The following is a 17392-nucleotide window of genomic DNA, read 5'->3' as shown; positions in this document are numbered from 1 at the left end:
GCGGCGCGCAGAAGCGAGGGCTACGCACCCCACGCCATTCCACCCGGGCAGCCGACGGGCCGTACCGGAACGCCATGCACCCCGAACCGCGCGCCAGATCTCCACGCCGTTCCACCTGGGCGGCCGACAGGCCACAACCGGGATGCCATGCGTGCCGATCGCGGCGCGACACGGCCATGCGGGCGACCGACGGCCGCGAGTGGACGGCACGGGGCGCGCTCGAGGGCTCGACGTTCCACGCCGACCCGTGAAACGGGCAGGGGGTCCACGGTGGACGGGTGGGACATGGTGCGCGCCGGTACGGACCCCTGTCGTGGGAGCCGTCCCATGGTGCGGAGAGCGCTCTCTTTGGTAACGAGACATTGACGGACGCGTAACCGGAACCTAATCTCGCTTCTCAAGAGAGCGCTCTCTCGACTATCGGACCACCCTCCGAACACCACCTTCTCCTCTGAAGGGGACCTCCATGACACTCCCCCTGCGGGACGTCTCCCCCGTACCCCCGCCTGCCTCGCCACCCTCGGCCACCCGCCGGCGTCGACGCCGGGTGACCGCCCTCGCCGCCGTCTCCGTGCTCGCCGCCGGCCTCCTCGGTGTCGTGGTCGGCGGTGGCGGCACCGCCGCCGCCGGCACCGTCGGCGCGGGCAGCTACACCGAGACGCTGCCGCCCGGCGCCGCGCTGCCCAAGGGCTGCGGCACGGTCAGCACCAACCCCCGGATCTTCGCCACCGCGGACGCCCCGGCCGGCGCGATCCCCACCAACGACTGGTGGTCCTCGCTGATCTGGAAGCGCAACACCTGCGGAGGCAGCGAGAACCTCCAGGCCCACCCGCTGGCGTTCAAGGCCGAGAACAACGGTCTCGGGCTGTCCTACAACACCACGCCGGCGATCAGCGGCACCGCCACCGGCGTCGGCGAATACCACTACCCGTACACCGAGGACGTCCGCGTCGGGGTGGCCGGGCTGGCCGCGCCGGTGGTCAAGGCCGCCGACTGGACGGACTGGACGGTCACCGCCGACTGGAGCGACGGCAGCCGGAGCATGCGGGCCACCATCGGCCACGGCCTGCCGTTCAGCTACTACACCGTGACCGGCGGCGGTGCCGCGCAGCTCACCGCCACCGCGACGCCCACCGTGTGGCGCAACTCCGGCGCCACCATCGGCTTCACGGTCAACGGCCACGACTACGTCGCGTACGGGCCGACCGGCGCGACCTGGACCGTCAACGGCGCCGGCATCAGCTCGACGCTCGCCGGCAAGGGCTACTTCTCGGTCGCGGTGCTGCCCGGCGGCGCCGACAAGGCCGCGCTGGCCGACACCTACGGCCGGTACGCCCACGCGCACGTCACCGGCACCCGGATGAGCTACGCCTACGACCCGGCGACCGGTTCGGTGCGCACCACCTACGCGTTCACCACCACGCCCCGCGAGGGCACCGAGACGAAGACCGTGGTGGCGCTCTACCCGCACCAGTGGCGCAGCCTCACCGGCGCCACGCCGATCACCCCGACGTACGTCTCGCCACGCGGCGCCATGCGGGTGCTCGCCGGCGTGCCGTCGTTCACCACCTCGATGCGCTTCACCGGCGTACTCCCCGAGGTGCCCGCAGTCGGCGACTCCACCGGCGCGGACCTGAGCACGGTCACCAACTACCTCAACGCCGAGCTGGCCAACCCGGAGGGGATCAGCGGCCAGGACACCTACTGGGCCGGCAAGGGCCTCGGCCGGGCCGCCCGGATCGCCGAGATCGCCGACCAGCTCGGCCTGGCGCCGGTCCGCGACAAGGCCGTCGCGGCGATGAAGGCCCGGCTCACCAACTGGCTCACCGCCTCCTCCGGCGAGACCAGCCAGCTGTTCTACTACGACCGCAACTGGGGCACGCTGATCGGCTACCCCGCCTCGTACGGCTCCGACGAGGACCTCAACGACCACCACTTCCACTACGGCTACTTCATCGCCGCGGCGGCCACGCTGGCCAAGTTCGACAGCGGCTGGGCCGACGACACCCGCTACGGCGGCATGGTCGACCTGCTGATCCGCGACGCCAACAACTACGACCGCGCTGACAACCGCTTCCCCTACCTGCGGGACTTCGACATCTACGCGGGCCACGACTGGGCCTCCGGGCTGGCGCCGTTCTTCGCCGGCAACAACCAGGAGTCCTCGTCCGAGGGGATGAACTTCGCCAACGCGCTGATCCAGTGGGGCCAGGCCACCGGGAACACCGCCGTCCGTGACGCCGGCGTCTACCTGTGGACCACCCAGTCCGCGGCCATCTCGGAATACTGGTTCGACGTGCACGACGAGAACTTCCCGGCCGGCTTCCAGCACAAGACCGTCGGCATGGTGTGGGGCGACGGCGGCGCGTACGCCACCTGGTTCTCCTCCGCGCCGGAGATGATCCAGGGCATCAACATGCTGCCCATCACCGGCGGCCACCTCTACCTCGGCGAGTACCCGGAGTACGTCAAGGCCAACTACGCGGAGCTGCTCGCCAACAAGGGCGGCCCACCGACGGTGTGGCAGGACATCATCTGGGAGTTCCTCGCCCTCGGCGACGGCGACCAGGCGCTGCGCAACTTCCGGGCCAACAGCACCTTCGCCAGCGAGGAGGGCGAGAGCAAGGCGCACACGTTCCACTGGATCCGCAACCTCGCCGCGCTGGGCACGGTGGACACCTCGGTCACCGCGAACCACCCGCTGGCCAAGGTGTTCAAGAAGGGCACCGAGCGCACCTACGTGGCGTCGAACATCACCGCCGCGCCGCTGACCGTCACGTTCTCCGACGGCACCACGCTCGCCGTGCCGGCCGGCAAGACCGTCACCTCCGGGGCGTACACCTGGAGCGGCGGCAGCGCCACCGGCGGGGTGACGGTGCCGACCGGTCCCCCGCCGACCGGGACGCCCACGCCCACCCCGACCACCCCGACCCCGACGCCGACCACGCCGAGCCCGACGCCGACCAGCGCCAGCCCGACGCCGACGCCGACCAGCCCGAGTCCCAGCCCGAGCACCACGCCGCCAGCGCTGGAGCCCACCCGCTACCTGGGCGCCGACGGGGCGCTCGGGGGCACCGCCGGCCCGGCCGGCACGGTCACGGTGGCCGCGGCCAACGGCAACCACGACGGGTCACCGGCCAACCCGCAGGTGTTCACCGCCACCGGGCTGACCGGCACGTACACCGGCGGGAACACCGCCTTCGACCTGGCCGTCGACGCCGGCACCTCGGTCGGCAACGGCGTCCAGGCCCGGGTCTCCTACGACCTGACCGGTGACGGCAGCTTCGACCGGGTGGAGACCTACCGGTACTACGCCACCGACCCGGTCACCGGCGTGGAGCACTACCGGCACACCCAGGGCCTGACCTCGGCCACCGGCACGCTCGGCGACCTGTCCGGCGGCACGGTCCGGATCGAGGTGTGGAACGCCATCGGCGCCGGCGCCACCACGCTCGGCGTCGGTGACGCGTCGCGCCTGGTCCTGCCGTACGCCGGCAGCACCGCCACCACCACCGCGCCGCCGCCCGCGGGCGGGTTCACCGCCGAGCGGCACCTGGTCTCCCCGACCGGGCTGGCCGGCGCCGCCGGGGCCTCCGGTGCCGCGGCCGTCCCGGCGGCCGGCGGCGACCACCTGGTGTTCACCGCCTCCGGTCTGACCGCCCGCTACACCGGCGGGGCGACCCGGTTCGACCTGCTCCTCGACGCCGGCACCGCGGTGGGCAACGGTACCCACGTGCGGGTCTCCTACGACCTGACCGGCGACGGCAGCGCCGACCGGGTGGAGACCTACCAGTACTGGGCGACCGACCCGGTGCCGGGCTGGGAGCACTACACCGAGGCCCGGGGCCTCCAGTCGGGCGTCGGCACGCTCGGTGACCTGGCCGGCGGCACGGTGACCGTGGAGGTGTGGAACGCCATCGGCGGCGCCCCGACCAGCCTCGGCGTCGGCGACCGCTCGACCGTCACCCTGCCCTTCGGCGCGTGACACCGACCGGAGCCCCGGCCGTCCGACGGCCGGGGCTCCGGTGTGTCCGCCGCGCCCCGGCCCGCGCCGCGGCGGCGGCTCAGGGCCAGCGGGTGGCGGTGGACGCGAACAGCTCCGGGTCGCTGGCCACCGGGATGACGCAGACGAGGTGGCCGCCGGGCGCGCGCAGCACGTGGCAGTCCTGCCAGCGGGAGACCGGGGTGGCGCCCAGCCCGCGCAGCCGCTCCACCTCGGCGGGCACGTCGTCGGTCTCGATGTCGAGGTGGTGCCGGGGCGCGTCGTCGACCGCCTGCACGGCGGTGACCAGACCCGGGACCACGTCGGCCAGGCCGGTGAACTCGGGCTCGGACGGGTCGGTGCGGACCTCCGCGCCGAGCGCGGCGGACCAGAACGCGGTGACCTCCCCGGCCGAATCCTGGGGCGCGTCGATGATCAGTGCGTAGAGCCGGGACCGGTGCATGGGAAGACCCTAACCACGGCCGCCCGTCCCGGCAGCCCCGGTTCCGGCCGCGAGCCGCGCGCGCAACCACGCCGGGTCGGGGTTCACCACGGCCCCGTCCGGCAGCACCACGGTCGGCACGGTCTCGTCGCCGCCGGTCACCGCCCGGACCGCCGCCGCCCCCTCCGGGTCGCGCCAGATGTCCACCCAGTGCGCCCGCCGGGCACGCCGGCCCAGCCGCAGACGCAACCGCAGGCAGTACGTGCAGCCGGGGCGCCAGTAGACCACCGGCCGGCCGTCCCGGGCGCTGCGGGCGCGCGCCTGTTCCGCGCTCAGCGACCGGGGGAAGGCCAGCGGCGAGAAGAGCACCGCCAGCACGGCGAAGGCGGCGAAGCCCAGCACGGACGGCACCACCCCGTCCCGGGTGACGCCCACGAGCACACCGGCGACCAGCATCAGCCCGGCGAACCACCAACTGCGCCCCATCAGGCGGTCACCTCCGCGAGCAGCTCCAGCAGGTGCCGGTACGGCTGGCCGGTGGCCCGCGCCAGGCCGATCTCGCAGGTGCGGTTCACCGAGGCGTACCCGTCGAAGGGCCGCGCCGCGACGGCGGCGGCCTCGGCCCGGGTGGCCGACGCGGTCAACTCCGGATGCAGCAGCCCTCGGTCGCCGGCGAAGCCGCAGCACTGCCAGCCGTCGGGGACCACCACCTCGTCGGCGACCGCCCGGGCCACCGCGCGGAGCGCGTCGTCCAGGCCGAGCCGGGTCGACGAGCAGGTCGGGTGCAGCGCGAGCGAACCCAGCCGGCGGCGCACGGTCAGCCGCGGCAGCAGCGTGGTGGCCGCGAACTCCACCGCGTCGACCACCCGCAGGTCGCCCGCGTCGGCGAGCAGCCGGTCGAAGCCCTCGGTGCAGGAGGCGGCGTCGCTGACCACCGGCAGCGCGCCGTCGCGGCTGGCCGCGCGCAGCACCGGCGGCACCCGGTCGCGCACCGCCCGGTAGCCGTCGGTCAGCCCCTTGGACGACCAGGGCGTGCCGCAGCACAGGTCGCCGACGCCGTCCGGCACGAGCAGGCGTACGCCGGCCCGGTCGGCGAGGGTGAGCAACGCGGCGGCCACGCCGGCGCCGCCCTCGGCGGGGGCGAACAGCGTGCCGAGGCAGGAGGGCACGAAGACCGCGTCCGGCTCACCGGCCGGATTCGGGCGGCGGGGCGACCCGCCGGTGGGCAGGTCCCGTCGCCACTGCGGGACCCGCTCGGCGCCGAGCACCGCCCGGGCCACCCGGGTGGCCGCCTCGGGCAGCGCCGGGGGCAGCGCGCCGGCCAGGTCCAACCCGCGCGCCATGCCCCGGGTGGTGGCGCCCCACCGCCGGGCCGCGGCCCGCCAGCCGGTCGACGCGGCCCGGCCGTGCTCCTCGGCGCGCAGCCGCTTGACCAGGTCACCGGTGTTGATCAGCACCGGGCAGGCGGTGGCGCACATCCCGTCGACCGCGCAGGTCTGCACCGCGTCGTAGTCGTAGGCGTCGGTCAGCTCCTTCGCCAGCGCCCGGTCACCGGCGGCCTCGGCGGCGGCGATCTCGCGGCGCAGCACGATCCGCTGCCGAGGCGTGGTGGTGAGGTCGCGGCTCGGGCAGACCGGCTCGCAGTAGCCGCACTCGACGCAGCGGTCCACCTCCTCCTCCACGGTCGGCACGGTCTTCAGATGCCGCAGGTGCACCTCCGGGTCGTCGCCGAGCAGCACGCCCGGGTTGAGCACGCCGTCCGGGTCGCAGAGCGTGCGCAGCTCGCGCATCACCTCGTACAGCTCGTCGCCGAACTGGCGGCGCACGTACGGGGCCATCACCCGGCCGGTGCCGTGCTCGGCCTTGAGCGTGCCGCCGTGGCCGAGCACCAGGTCGACCATCTCCTCGGTGAAGTCGGCGTAGCGCGTCGGGGCCTCGCCGCCGGCGAACCGCTCGTTGAGCATGAAGTGCAGGTTGCCGTCCTTGGCGTGGCCGAAGATCACGCTGTCGGCGTAGCGGTGACGGTCGAACAGGTCGGTCAGCGCGGCGCAGGTGTCGGCCAGCGCCGCCACCGGCACGGCGACGTCCTCCAGCAGCGCGGTGGTGCCGGAGGGTCGGGCCCCGGCCACCGCCGCGTACAGGCCCTTGCGGATGTGCCAGAGCGCGGCCCGGGCGGCCGGCTCGCCGCTGAGCCGGGCCGCTGTGGTCAGCGGCAGGTCGGCCAGCACCGGCTGCGCGGCGGCGACCCGGTCGGCGAGCGCGTCCGGTTCCGACTCCTGCCACTCCACCAGCAGCGCGGCGTGACCGCGCACGGCCAGGCCGCGCAGCGCCGCGTCCGCCTTCGGGTCGCGCTGGGCCACCCGCAGGGCGGCGGCGTCCAGCAGCTCGATCGCCGCCGGCCCGGCGGCCACCAGCGCCGGCATGGCCGCCGTCGCCGCGCCCAGGGTGTCGAAGACCAGCAGGCCGGTCGCGGCGTGCCGGAGCACGGGTACGGTGCGGAACGTCGCCGACGCGACGAACGCGAGCGTGCCCTCGCTGCCCACCACCAGCCGGGTCAGCAGGTCGGCCGGGTCGTCGTGGTCGAGGAACGCGTTCACCCCGTACCCCATGGTGTTCTTCATGGCGAACTGGGCGCGGACCCGGCGCACCGAGTCGGGGTTGCCGCGCACTCGGTCGCGCAGCCGCAGCAGGCCGGCGTGCAGCGCCGGCTCGGTGGCGCGCAGCCGGGCGTCGGCGTCCGGCGCGCCGGTGTCCAGCACGGTGCCGCTGGGCAGCACCAGCACCAGCGACTCCAGCGTGCGGTAGGTGTTGAACTCGGTGCCGCAGGTCATCCCGCTGGAGTTGTTGGCGACCACCCCGCCGACGGTGCACGCGGACTCGCTGGCCGGGTCCGGGCCGAGCCGGCGGCCGTGCGCCGCGAGCCGCGCGTTGACCTGCCGCAGGACCACCCCGGGCTGCACCCGCACCCGCCGCCCGCCGTCGAGCACCTCCAGGTCGCGGAAGTGCCGGCGGACGTCGACGAGCAGCCGGTCGGTGACCGCCTGGCCGCTGAGGCTGGTGCCGCCGGAGCGGAACGTCAGCGGGACGCCGACGCGGCGGCTCTGCGCCAGCAGCGCGGCGACCTGGCCGGCGTCGGCCGGGGTGACCACCGCGCCGGGGTGCAGCAGGTAGTGCGACGCGTCGTGGGCCAGCTTCAGCCGGTCCACGGCCCGGGTGCTCACGCCGCCGGGCACCGCCGCCTCCAGCCCGGCCCGTACCGACGCGTCCAGCTCCGTCATGATCACCGCACCTCCCCCACCCACCCTAGGCCGGGCCGGTCGCGGGTCAGCGGGTGGCCGGACGACATCGGGCCTCGTCAACCGGCCTCGATCCGCGCCAGCACCCGGTGCTGGAACGCGCGTGCCGCCGGCCCGGACGGCGGTGGCCCGCCCGAGCGGGCGGCGACCGCTCGGAGGATCAGCGCGGCGTCCGGGTCGTCGGCGGCCACCCGCCGACCGGCGTCGACCTTGCCCAGCCAGACGCCGTCGCGGCAGCGCACCAGCGCGCGGCAGGCCCCGAGCACCGCGTCCTCGGCGCCCGGCGCCGGCGCGTCGCCGGGTGGGGTGGGAAGTGCCAGCCACCAGCGCAGCGCGTCGACCAGCAGCGCCCGCAGCGCGGCCGGCGGCGGGTCGGCGAACGCGTCGGCGGCGGGCGGGCCGAGCAGGGTCAGGCCGGACTGGCGCAGGATGCTGCGGTCCAGCGCGTACCAGAACCGCCCGTCCGCGGCGGGCCGGTCCGCCGGGTCGTAGGTGGCGCGGAACGGCATCGTGGCGCCGGTGTTCAACTCCACCTCGAAGCCCGGGTCGGACGTGCCGGAGGTGGCCACGTCCCGTCGGTAGACGACCAGTTCCAGGCCGCGCGCCGGGCAGGGCAGCGACTCGTGCCGCAGCTTGTCCACCAGCGCCCGCTTCGCCGCGGCGGACGGCGGCCCGGCGGCCAGCAACGCCACGTCCACGTCGCTGCGCCCCGGCTGGTAGGCGCCCAGCGCGACCGAGCCGGCCGCGTACGCGCCGGCCAGGTCGGCGCCGAGTACGTCGCGGGCGCGCCGGAGGAGTTCGGCGAGGTAGTCGCGGACGTCGTCGCGCATGCCCGCATCCTGCCCGGCGCGGTTCCGGCGACGCCGTCCGGGTGGGCTCGGACGCCACCGCGGCCCGCCGCGCCGGCCGGTGCCGTCGGCGCAGGTCGGTTAGCCTGCGAGCCGGGCATGGACACGATTCGGCCGAGCAGTCGGAGGCATCGCGTGCGGCACAGCGGAGACAACGGCGCGGTCCCGAAGCGGCCGCGACGGCGGGGGCGGCGACTGCTGGTCGTGCTGGCGGTGGGCGCGCTGCTCGCCGGGTGCGGGCTGGTCGCCGGCGGCTACTACTTCGACTCGGTGCCGACGCCCACCGACCTGAAGCTGCCCGAGTCGACAACGGTCCTCTACGCCGACGGCCGCACGCCGATGGCGAAGCTGGGCGCGCAGAACCGCACCATCGTCCCGTACGAGGCGATGAACGACTCGGCGAAGCAGGCCATCGTGGCGGCCGAGGACCGCACGTTCTGGACCAACCGCGGCATCGACGTCAAGGGCGTGCTGCGGGCGGCCTGGGCGAACGTGAGCGGCGGGCAGCGGCAGGGCGCGTCCACGCTCACCCAGCAGTACGCGCGGGTCGCGGCCGACCTGCGCGGGGTCACCTACTCCCGCAAGCTGCGCGAGGCGGTGATCGCCTGGAAGCTCGACGACAAGTACAGCAAGGAGGAGATCCTCGGCTTCTACCTGAACACGGTCCCGTTCGGCCGGGGCGCGTACGGGATCGAGGCGGCCGCGCAGACGTTCTTCGGCAAGACCGTCCGTCGGGACGCCCCGGCCGCGCAGCAGCTCACCCCCGCCGAGGCGATGGTGCTCTGCGCCATGGTGAAGCAGCCGGAGGCGGACCCGGCGGACCCGCAGGGCTCACCGGGTTACGACCCGCGCCGCAACGCGCTCGCCAAGCAGAATTCGATCGACCGATGGAACTACATCCGCGACGGCATGGTCAAGCTCGGTTACCTGACCCCGCAGCAGGCGGCGGACCTGGCGTACCCGGACACGGTGCGACCGATCGACCGTGACGCCGGCCGCTCCGACCTGGACCGGCCGACCGGCCTGGTGGTCAACCACGTGCTGGCCGAGCTGCGGGAGACCGAACCGTTCCGCGGCAAGCCGGACGAGGTGATCCGCGACGGCGGCTACCGGATCGTCACCACCATCGACAAGCGGGTGCAGGACGCGGCCGAGGCGGCGGCGGACATCCGCCGCGACACCGCGCCGGCGGCGGTCCGCGGCCAGCCGAAGAACTGGCAGGCGGCGCTGGTCGCGGTGGAGCCGGGCACCGGCCGGGTGCTCGGCTACTACGGCGGCGACCGCGGCTCGGGCGCCGACTACGCCGGCTGGTACACCGACGAGCAGGGCCAGGCGCGCGGCTTCGGCCAGCATCCGCCGGGGTCGTCGTTCAAGGTGTACGACCTGGCCGCCGCGGTGCGCGACGGCATGTCGGTGAAGCAGCGGTTCGACTCGCCGGACACCAAGGAGTTCCCCGGGTCCGGCCGGACCCGGGGCAGCGCGGCCGGGCCGATCCGCAACGCCGAGCACGCGTCGTGCCAGCCGGACTGCGCGCTCTGGGAGGCCACCGTCGCCTCGTTGAACGTCACCTACTTCGAGCTGACCGAGAAGCTGGGCACCGCGAAGGTCATCGAGACGGCCCGGCAGGCCGGCGTGGGGTCGATGTGGGAGACGGTGCGGGGCAACCCGCGGCCGCAGCGGGTCGACCTGCGCGACGACCCGGCCGACGAGCTGGCGGAGCACTTCTCCACCGAGGTCGGCATCGGCCAGTACGGCATCACCGTGCAGGACCACGCCAACGGGATGGCCACGTTCGCGGCCGGTGGCAAGCGGGCCGACGCGCACTTCGTCCGGTCGGTGACCAAGGGTGACGACAAGGTGTGGACCGAGCAGCTGCGGCAGACCGACCTCGGTCTCGACGCCGAGGCGGTGAACCAGCTCGACTGGACGCTGCGCCGGGTCCGGGCGGCCCGGCTGGACAACGGCTGGGACTCCGCCGGCAAGACCGGCACGTGGCAGGCCGGGCAGAGCACCACCAAGAACGTGCACACCTGGATGGTGGGGTGGACCGGCGCCCTCGCCTCGGCGGTCTGGCTGGGTACCACCGACGGCAAGCCGCTGCGGACGACGGGCGGCAGCTACGAGGTGTACGGCTCGACCGGGGCCGCGCCGATCTGGCGCCAGTTCATGACCCGGGCCACCGCGGCGATGAAGCTCGACCCGGACAAGTACCGCTTCCGCGAGCCGGCCTTTCCCGGCGACGCGCCGGAGCCGAGCCCGTCGGCGCCGGTCCCGAGCAGCTCCACGCCGAGCCCGTCCGCGTCGCCGACCGGGTCGCCGACCGCGAGCCCTGCTCCGTCGAGTGCGAGTCCCAGCCCGAGCCGGCGACCCGGACCGCGGCCGACCCTGTCGCCCTCACTGACGACGCCGCCCGGGGGGGCCGCCGACGAGGACCCGGGGACCGCGCTGAAACTCTGTGCACCATTCGGTAACTGCGGCATTGAACCTACATCGGGCATGCACTCGTCCACTGCCGACAATGTTCGCCCTGATCAGGGGCTATTGAAGATCATGGCTTCCTGAATTCGGGTCGACGGCGGGGTGTCCGACGGCAGTCGGTTGCCCAGGTCACCCATTGCTCACGGCTCCGACGGCGTGTGATCGTGCACCAGCGAGTCGTCGACCCCCGGCGGCTCACGACGGTCGATCTGTCGACCCGGAGCCACGCCGGCAGCTCCGGTGACCGCCCGTCACCCTGCCTCGCACCATCGCGCCGCCCGACCCCACCGGGCTCCGTGCGGCGCGCCTAGGAACAGGAGCGAACCCTCGTGAAGCTCTCCCCTCGCCTCGCCGCGCTCACCGGCGCGGCCGCGGCCGGCGTGATCGCCGCCGGCACCGCCGCGGCCGTGCAGGCCGCGCCACCCGGGCCCGCCGCGCCCAACCCCGCCCAGGCCCGCGCGGCGGCCGCCGACTCGGCCCGCGCGCTGGTCGCGAACCGCCCCGCCTACCTGCAGGCCGGTTCCGACGACGCGTTCGTGCAGAAGCCGGTCATCTCCTCCGAGGGCACCCAGTACGTGCCCTACGAGCGCACCTACAAGGGCCTGCCGGTGGTCGGCGGTGACTTCGTGCTCGCCACCGACGGCGCCGGCAACCTCAAGTACGCCTCGGTCGCGCAGCAGCGGCCGATCGGCGCCCTCGCCACCTCCCCCAAGCTGACCTCGGCCGCCGCCGCGAAGACGGCGCGCGGCCAGCTCAAGACCGTCAGCTCCGTCGAGGGCACCACGCTCGTCGTCTACACGCTCGGCGCCAGCCCGGCGCTGGCCTGGGAGACGACGGTACGCGGCACCGACGCGGACGGCCCCAGCCGGCTCACCGTCGACGTCGACGCCCGCACCGGGGCGGTGCTGCGCAAGCAGGAGCACATCGTCGCCGGCACCGGCACCGGCGCCTGGAACGGCCCGGCCCCGCTCACGCTGAACACCACCCAGTCGGGCAGCACCTTCACCATGAAGGACCCGACCGTCACCAACCTGAGCTGCCAGGACGCCGCCAACAACACCACGTTCAGCGGCACCGACGACGCCTGGGGCAACGGCACCGCCACCAACAAGGAGACCGGCTGCGTCGACGCGCTGTTCAGCGCGCAGACCGAGCACAAGATGCTCGCCCAGTGGCTGGGTCGCAACGGCGCCGACGGCAACGGCGGCTACTGGCCGATCCGGGTGGGCCTGAACGACCAGAACGCCTACTACGACGGCACCCAGGTGCAGATCGGCAAGAACACCGCCGGCCAGTGGATCGGCTCGCTCGACGTGGTGGCCCACGAGATCGGCCACGGCATCGACGACCACACCCCGGGCGGCATCTCCGGCGGCGGCACCCAGGAGTTCGTGGCCGACACGTTCGGCGCGGCCACCGAGTGGTTCGCCAACGAGCCGTCCAGCTACGACGCGCCGGACTTCCTGGTCGGCGAGAAGATCAACCTGGTCGGCTCCGGCCCGATCCGCAACATGTACAACCCGGGCGCTCTCGGCGACCCGAACTGCTACTCCAGCAGCGTCCCGGGTGGCGAGGTGCACGCCTCCGCCGGACCGGGCAACCACTGGTTCTACCTGCTGGCCAACGGCAGCAGCCCCACCAACGGCCAGCCGTCCAGCTCCACCTGCAACAGCAGCAGCGTGACCGGCCTGGGCATCCAGAAGGCCATCAAGATCATGTACAACGCGATGCTGCTGAAGACGTCGTCCTCGTCGTACCTGAAGTACCGCACCTGGACGCTGCAGGCGGCGAAGAACCTCTACCCGACCGGCTGCACCGAGTTCAACACGGTGAAGGCGGCCTGGGACGCGGTCAGCGTGCCGGCGCAGTCCGGTGACCCGACCTGCTCCGGCGGCACCACGCCCACGCCGACCGCCACCACCACCCCGCCGTCGGGCGGCTGCTCCGGCAACAAGCTGGCCAACCCCGGCTTCGAGTCCGGCAACGTGAACTGGACCGCCTCCTCCGGCGTCATCACCACCGACAGCGGCCAGGCCGCGCACGGCGGCTCGTACAAGGCGTGGCTCGACGGCTACGGCTCCTCGCACACCGACACGCTCAGCCAGTCGGTCACCATCCCGGCCGGGTGCAAGGCGACGCTGACCTTCTGGCTGCACATCGACAGCGCGGAGTCCACCACGACCACCGCCTACGACAAGCTGACCGTCAAGGCCGGCAGCACCACGCTGGCCACCTACTCCAACCTGAACAAGGCCACCGGTTACGTGCAGCGATCCTTCAACATCTCGTCGCTCGCCGGCACCACGGCGTCCATCTCGTTCAGCGGCGTGGAGGACGCCTCTCTCCAGACGTCCTTCGTCGTCGACGACACCGCGGTCACGCTGAGCTGACCACGACGCGAACGGCCGGCCGTCACCCTCGGAGACGGCCGGCGGTTCCGCGCCTCCAACTCCCGGCTCCCGGCCCGCCCGGCTCCCGGCCCGCCCGACTCCCGGCCCGCCCGACTCCCGGCCCGGCTCCCCTCCTCGCCGGCTCCCCGCCCGGCCGACTCCCCGCCCGGCCAGCTCCCCGCCCGGCCGACTCCCCGCCCGGCCCGGCCCGGCCCGGCCGGAGATCTTGGTACGGATCGGCCCCTATAGGGGCCCTTTCGTACCAAGATCTCGGCCGTTCCCGCTGTTCGGACGCTCCATCCCGACAAGCGGGAAGAGGCAGCCGCATGTGGCGCGCGTTCCTCCGGCAGGGACAGCGGGCGGCACGGCGGGATGAGTCGCCGTCGGATAGGCCGGCACGTCACTCGATCCGGCACGTCAGGCAGGGCGACCGACCAAGCGGGCTGGTCACTCAGACCGGGTTGACCGCTCAGACCGGGTTGACCGCTCAGGCAGGGGTGATGACTCAGGCAAGGGTGATGACTCGCGCAGGGACGGCCACTCAGGCAGAGGTGATGACTCGCGCAGGGGTGACGACGCAAGCAGGGGTGACGACGCAAGCAGGGAGGTCGGTCAGGCAGGGTGGGCGGCGCGGGTCACCGCGTCTCGGTCGCGGCGGATGCGCGCGGCCACCTCGTGCATCGTCCGACTGAACAGCTCCGCCTGGTCGGGCAGGCCGCCGAGCCGGGCGGCGAGCGCGTCGGTGTCCGCCCGGGCGGAGTCGCCGACCCGCGCGTCCAACTCGCTCAACGCGTCGTTGACGGCGTCGACCAGGTGTCCGCAGAGGACCTCCAGCGACACGTCGGCCAGTTCCGGGTCGACGACGACTGAATGCAGCCGGCCACCCTGGACGGCGACCGCCCGGACCCGGCCGCCGGCGGCCGCGCCCTCGGCCCGGAGCAGCTCACCCGGCTCACCGTCGGCGAGCCCGCAGGCCCGGGACCGCATCGCGGCCAGCGCCTGCTGCGTGCGGGTCAGCAGCTCGTCGAGGCTCGCGGCGGCCGAGAACGCATCGTTGGTCATATCCGCGCTTTCTTCACGTCTTAGCCGAGCCTCGTGACCATAGCAACCACCGGCGACGGAACCTCGTCACCCGCCGCGCCCGGCCGGCCGTCGACGCCGGGAGCAGGACGGACGCCCACCACCCCCGGCGTGTCGCGACGACGAACGCCCGACCGGATGACCCGGCCGGGCATGTCGTCGCCGGTCGCCACGACGCGGTCCGAGGAGTCGTGCCGCCGGCCCACCGGATGCGTCACGGACACGGCAGCCACACGGACCGCGGGACCTGCCGCGAGCCGGGGATCAGCGCAGGCTCAGCCGCTGTCCTGGAAAGATCAGGCTCGGGTCCGCACCGACCACGGCACGGTTGCGCGCGTGCAGGGCGTGCCAACCGCCGGCGACGTGCTTCGCCGCCGCGATCTCGGACAAGGTGTCGCCGGGGCGTACCAGATAGGCGCCGGTGGCCGGCGCGCCGCGCCGCTCACCGGCCGACGGGCGCGGCGAGGCGGCCTTCTTCGTGGACGTGGTCGAGGCCTTGCCGGCCTTCGTACCGTTCGTGCCGCGCGACCCGGCGGTCCGGCCGCTCGAACCGGCCTTGTCGCCGCCGGACCGGGCCTTCTTGCCACTGGACCCGGCCTTCTTGCCGCAGACCGGCCAGGCGCCGATGCCCTGTCCGTCGAGGACCCTCTCGGCGACGGCGATCTGCTCGGAGCGGCTGGCCAGGTCGGCTCGGGCGGCGTACTTCTGGCCGCCGTGACCGTTCCAGGTGGACCGGGAGAACTGGAGCCCGCCGTAGTAGCCGTTGCCGGTGTTGACGTGCCAGTTGCCGCCCGACTCGCAGCGGGCGACGGCGTCCCAGTTCACGCTCGCGGCGCTGGCCGGCGCGGCCGGCCCGAACAGGGCCGCGGCACCGGTGGCGGCACCGGCGACGAGCGCGGCGACCACGGTTCGGCGGCGGCGGGTTGAGTATGCAGTTGACATGTGGATTCCTCCACGCCGACGAGGTGAGCTGTCGGGTTCGGGCCGAGGAGCCCGGCCGCCGGTGGCGGCTTCACCCCGAGGTGACGTGCACCGTGGAACGTGTGGGTCCCCCGCTCCCGCCCGAGGTTCGGGTACCACCGGGCCGGTGGCGGGACTAGGCGTTACCGGCCCGTGGTGTCCGCGACTGCGAACGGAACCGACGCTAGGGATGATTTGCGACGATCGCCCGCTTCTTGTGACGTTCTTCACCCGGCCGGACTACCGCGTCCAGGGTGGCGGGTCCACCGCCGCCGGCCCGCTGACGGGGCTACCGTGGGCCGGGACCGGGCAAGATCGCGCAAGGAGCGGGGCGGATGACCGACAACGGACACGAGCTGGCATTCGGCGGCTTCCTCACCCCCGACGCCGGTCGCCCCGACCAGGTGGTCGCGCTGGCCACGCTCTGCGAACAGGCCGGGCTCGACCTGGTCACCTTCCAGGACCACCCCTATCAGCCGGCCTTCCTGGACACGTGGACGCTGATGTCGTACGTGGCCGCCGCCACCGACCGGATCGGTCTGGCCGGCAACGTGCTCAACCTGCCGCTGCGCCAGCCGGTGGTGCTGGCCCGCAGCGTGGCCAGCCTGGACCTGCTCACCGGCGGCCGGGTCGAGCTGGGGTTGGGCGCTGGCGCGTTCTGGGACGCGATCGAGGCGACCGGCGGGCGGCGACTCACCCCCGGCGCGGCGGTCGACGCGCTCGACGAGGCGATCCAGGTCATCCGCGAGGTCTGGGACGCCGAGCGACGCGGCATGATCCGGGTGGCCGGCGAGCACTACCGGGTGGTCGGGGCGAAGCGCGGGCCGGCGCCGGCGCACCCGGTGGGCATCTGGGTGGGCGCGTACAAGCCGCGCATGCTGCGGCTGGTCGGACGGGCCGCGGACGGCTGGCTGCCGTCGCTGGCGTACCTGCCGAAGGGACCGGACGATCTGCCGGCGCTCAACGCCCTCGTGGACGAGGGCGCGCGGGCCGCCGGGCGCGATCCGGGCTCGATCCGCCGGATGCTGAACGTCACCGGCACGTTCAGCCGCTCGTCCACCAGCTTCCTCGCCGGGCCGCCGGAGCAGTGGGTCGAGGAGCTGGCCGGCCTCACCCTGGAGCACGGCGTCACCACGTTCATCCTCGGCAGCGACGAACCGCGCGCCATCCAGCTCTTCGCCCAGGAGGTGGCGCCGGCCGTCCGGGAGCTGGTCGCCGCCGAGCGCACCACGCCGGGTAGCGGGGCCCGCGCCGTGGCCGAGGAGCAGGCCGCCGCCGGCGGTCCGACCACGCTCGCGGTCACCCCCACCCCCGACCCGGGGGTACGGCGCAGCGCCCGCCGCCTCTGGGACGAGACGACCCGTCCGACCGCCCCGCCGCCACCGGCCGGGCACGTCTACCCGGCTCGCGGACAGGCCGCCGGGCAGCACCTGGTGGACGTGCACGACCACCTGCGCCAGGAGCTGGCCCAGGTGCGCGACCTGCTGGAGCAGGTCCGGCGTGGGGCGGTGTCGCCGGGCGGAGCCCGGGCCGCGCTGAACGCGATGACCATGCGGCAGAACGACTGGACGCTGGGCGCCTACTGCGCCGCGTACTGCACCGTGGTGACCCAGCACCACGGCCTGGAGGACGCGTCGATCTTCCCGCACCTGCGCCGCTCCGACGCCGGGTTGGGGCCGGTGCTGGACCGCCTGGAGCAGGAGCACGTGGTGATCCACGGAGTGGTGGAGAGCGTCGACCGGGCGCTGGTGGAGCTGATCGGCTCGCCCGGGGACTTCACCGCGTTGCAGGAGGCGGTGGACCTGCTCACCGACACGCTGCTGTCGCACCTGTCCTACGAGGAGCACCAGATCGTCGAGCCGCTGGCTCGGCACGGTTTCTTCCCCGGCCAGCTGTGATAAGCGGGGGCCCCTCCT

10 protein-coding genes and 1 riboswitch are annotated in these 17392 nt (G+C 74.0%); of the genes, 4 read left to right on the top strand and 6 right to left on the bottom strand.

The genetic code is table 11. The features are described from left to right. The first annotated feature begins 466 nt into the window (after window positions 1–466). Window positions 467–3985 carry a glycosyl hydrolase gene (locus O7598_RS13160; RefSeq protein WP_269691621.1) on the top strand — a complete coding sequence of 1173 codons (3519 nt, stop codon included), beginning with the start codon at window positions 467–469 and terminating at the stop codon, window positions 3983–3985. A gap of 79 nt (window positions 3986–4064) precedes the next feature. Here O7598_RS13160 and O7598_RS13155 read toward each other — a convergent pair whose 3' ends face one another. The 4 genes from O7598_RS13155 to O7598_RS13140 all read right to left on the bottom strand — a co-directional run bounded on the left by O7598_RS13155 (window position 4065) and on the right by O7598_RS13140 (window position 8550). Then, window positions 4065–4445: a VOC family protein gene (locus O7598_RS13155; RefSeq protein WP_269691620.1), complete on the bottom strand. Its 381-nt coding sequence runs from the start codon at window positions 4443–4445 to the stop codon at window positions 4065–4067. Between the two features lie 9 nt (window positions 4446–4454). Further along, complete coding sequence (locus tag O7598_RS13150; protein ID WP_269691619.1) at window positions 4455–4910, bottom strand: glutaredoxin domain-containing protein; 456 nt, start codon at window positions 4908–4910, stop codon at window positions 4455–4457. Next, window positions 4910–7702 carry an FAD-binding and (Fe-S)-binding domain-containing protein gene (locus tag O7598_RS13145; RefSeq protein ID WP_269691618.1) on the bottom strand — a complete coding sequence of 931 codons (2793 nt, stop codon included), beginning with the start codon at window positions 7700–7702 and terminating at the stop codon, window positions 4910–4912. The genes O7598_RS13150 and O7598_RS13145 overlap by 1 nt, the downstream gene beginning before the upstream one ends. Window positions 7703–7779: 77 nt before the next feature. After that, window positions 7780–8550, bottom strand: a complete 771-nt coding sequence (locus tag O7598_RS13140) for a nucleotidyltransferase domain-containing protein (protein WP_269691617.1) — start codon at window positions 8548–8550, stop codon at window positions 7780–7782. 153 nt (window positions 8551–8703) lie between these two features. On the opposite strand from O7598_RS13140, the gene O7598_RS13135 reads away from it, so the two are divergent. Together O7598_RS13135 and O7598_RS13130 are read left to right on the top strand one after the other, a co-directional pair. Then, window positions 8704–11130 carry a transglycosylase domain-containing protein gene (locus tag O7598_RS13135; protein WP_269691616.1) on the top strand — a complete coding sequence of 809 codons (2427 nt, stop codon included), beginning with the start codon at window positions 8704–8706 and terminating at the stop codon, window positions 11128–11130. 245 nt (window positions 11131–11375) lie between these two features. Further along, window positions 11376–13436 carry a M4 family metallopeptidase gene (locus O7598_RS13130; protein WP_269691615.1) on the top strand — a complete coding sequence of 687 codons (2061 nt, stop codon included), beginning with the start codon at window positions 11376–11378 and terminating at the stop codon, window positions 13434–13436. Between the two features lie 612 nt (window positions 13437–14048). On the opposite strand, the gene O7598_RS13125 is transcribed toward O7598_RS13130, so the two are convergent. Beyond that, on the bottom strand, window positions 14049–14498 hold the full coding sequence (locus tag O7598_RS13125) for a YbaB/EbfC family nucleoid-associated protein (RefSeq protein ID WP_269691614.1): 450 nt from the start codon (window positions 14496–14498) through the stop codon (window positions 14049–14051). 282 nt (window positions 14499–14780) lie between these two features. Further along, window positions 14781–15458 carry a LysM peptidoglycan-binding domain-containing protein gene (locus O7598_RS13120; RefSeq protein WP_269691613.1) on the bottom strand — a complete coding sequence of 226 codons (678 nt, stop codon included), beginning with the start codon at window positions 15456–15458 and terminating at the stop codon, window positions 14781–14783. Beyond that, window positions 15457–15601: riboswitch (cyclic di-AMP (ydaO/yuaA leader) on the bottom strand. It overlaps the preceding gene by 2 nt. Before the next feature lie 210 nt (window positions 15602–15811). Here O7598_RS13120 and O7598_RS13115 point away from each other — a divergent pair. Continuing rightward, window positions 15812–17374 carry an LLM class flavin-dependent oxidoreductase gene (locus O7598_RS13115; RefSeq protein ID WP_269691612.1) on the top strand — a complete coding sequence of 521 codons (1563 nt, stop codon included), beginning with the start codon at window positions 15812–15814 and terminating at the stop codon, window positions 17372–17374. Window positions 17375–17392: the final 18 nt, after the last annotated feature.

Source organism: Micromonospora sp. WMMC241, from assembly GCF_027460165.1.
In the GTDB taxonomy this organism is placed as follows: Bacteria; Actinomycetota; Actinomycetes; order Mycobacteriales; family Micromonosporaceae; genus Micromonospora; species Micromonospora humi.
Note: the sequence above shows the minus strand (reverse complement) of the source record. Positions and strands in the feature narration are given on the sequence as shown.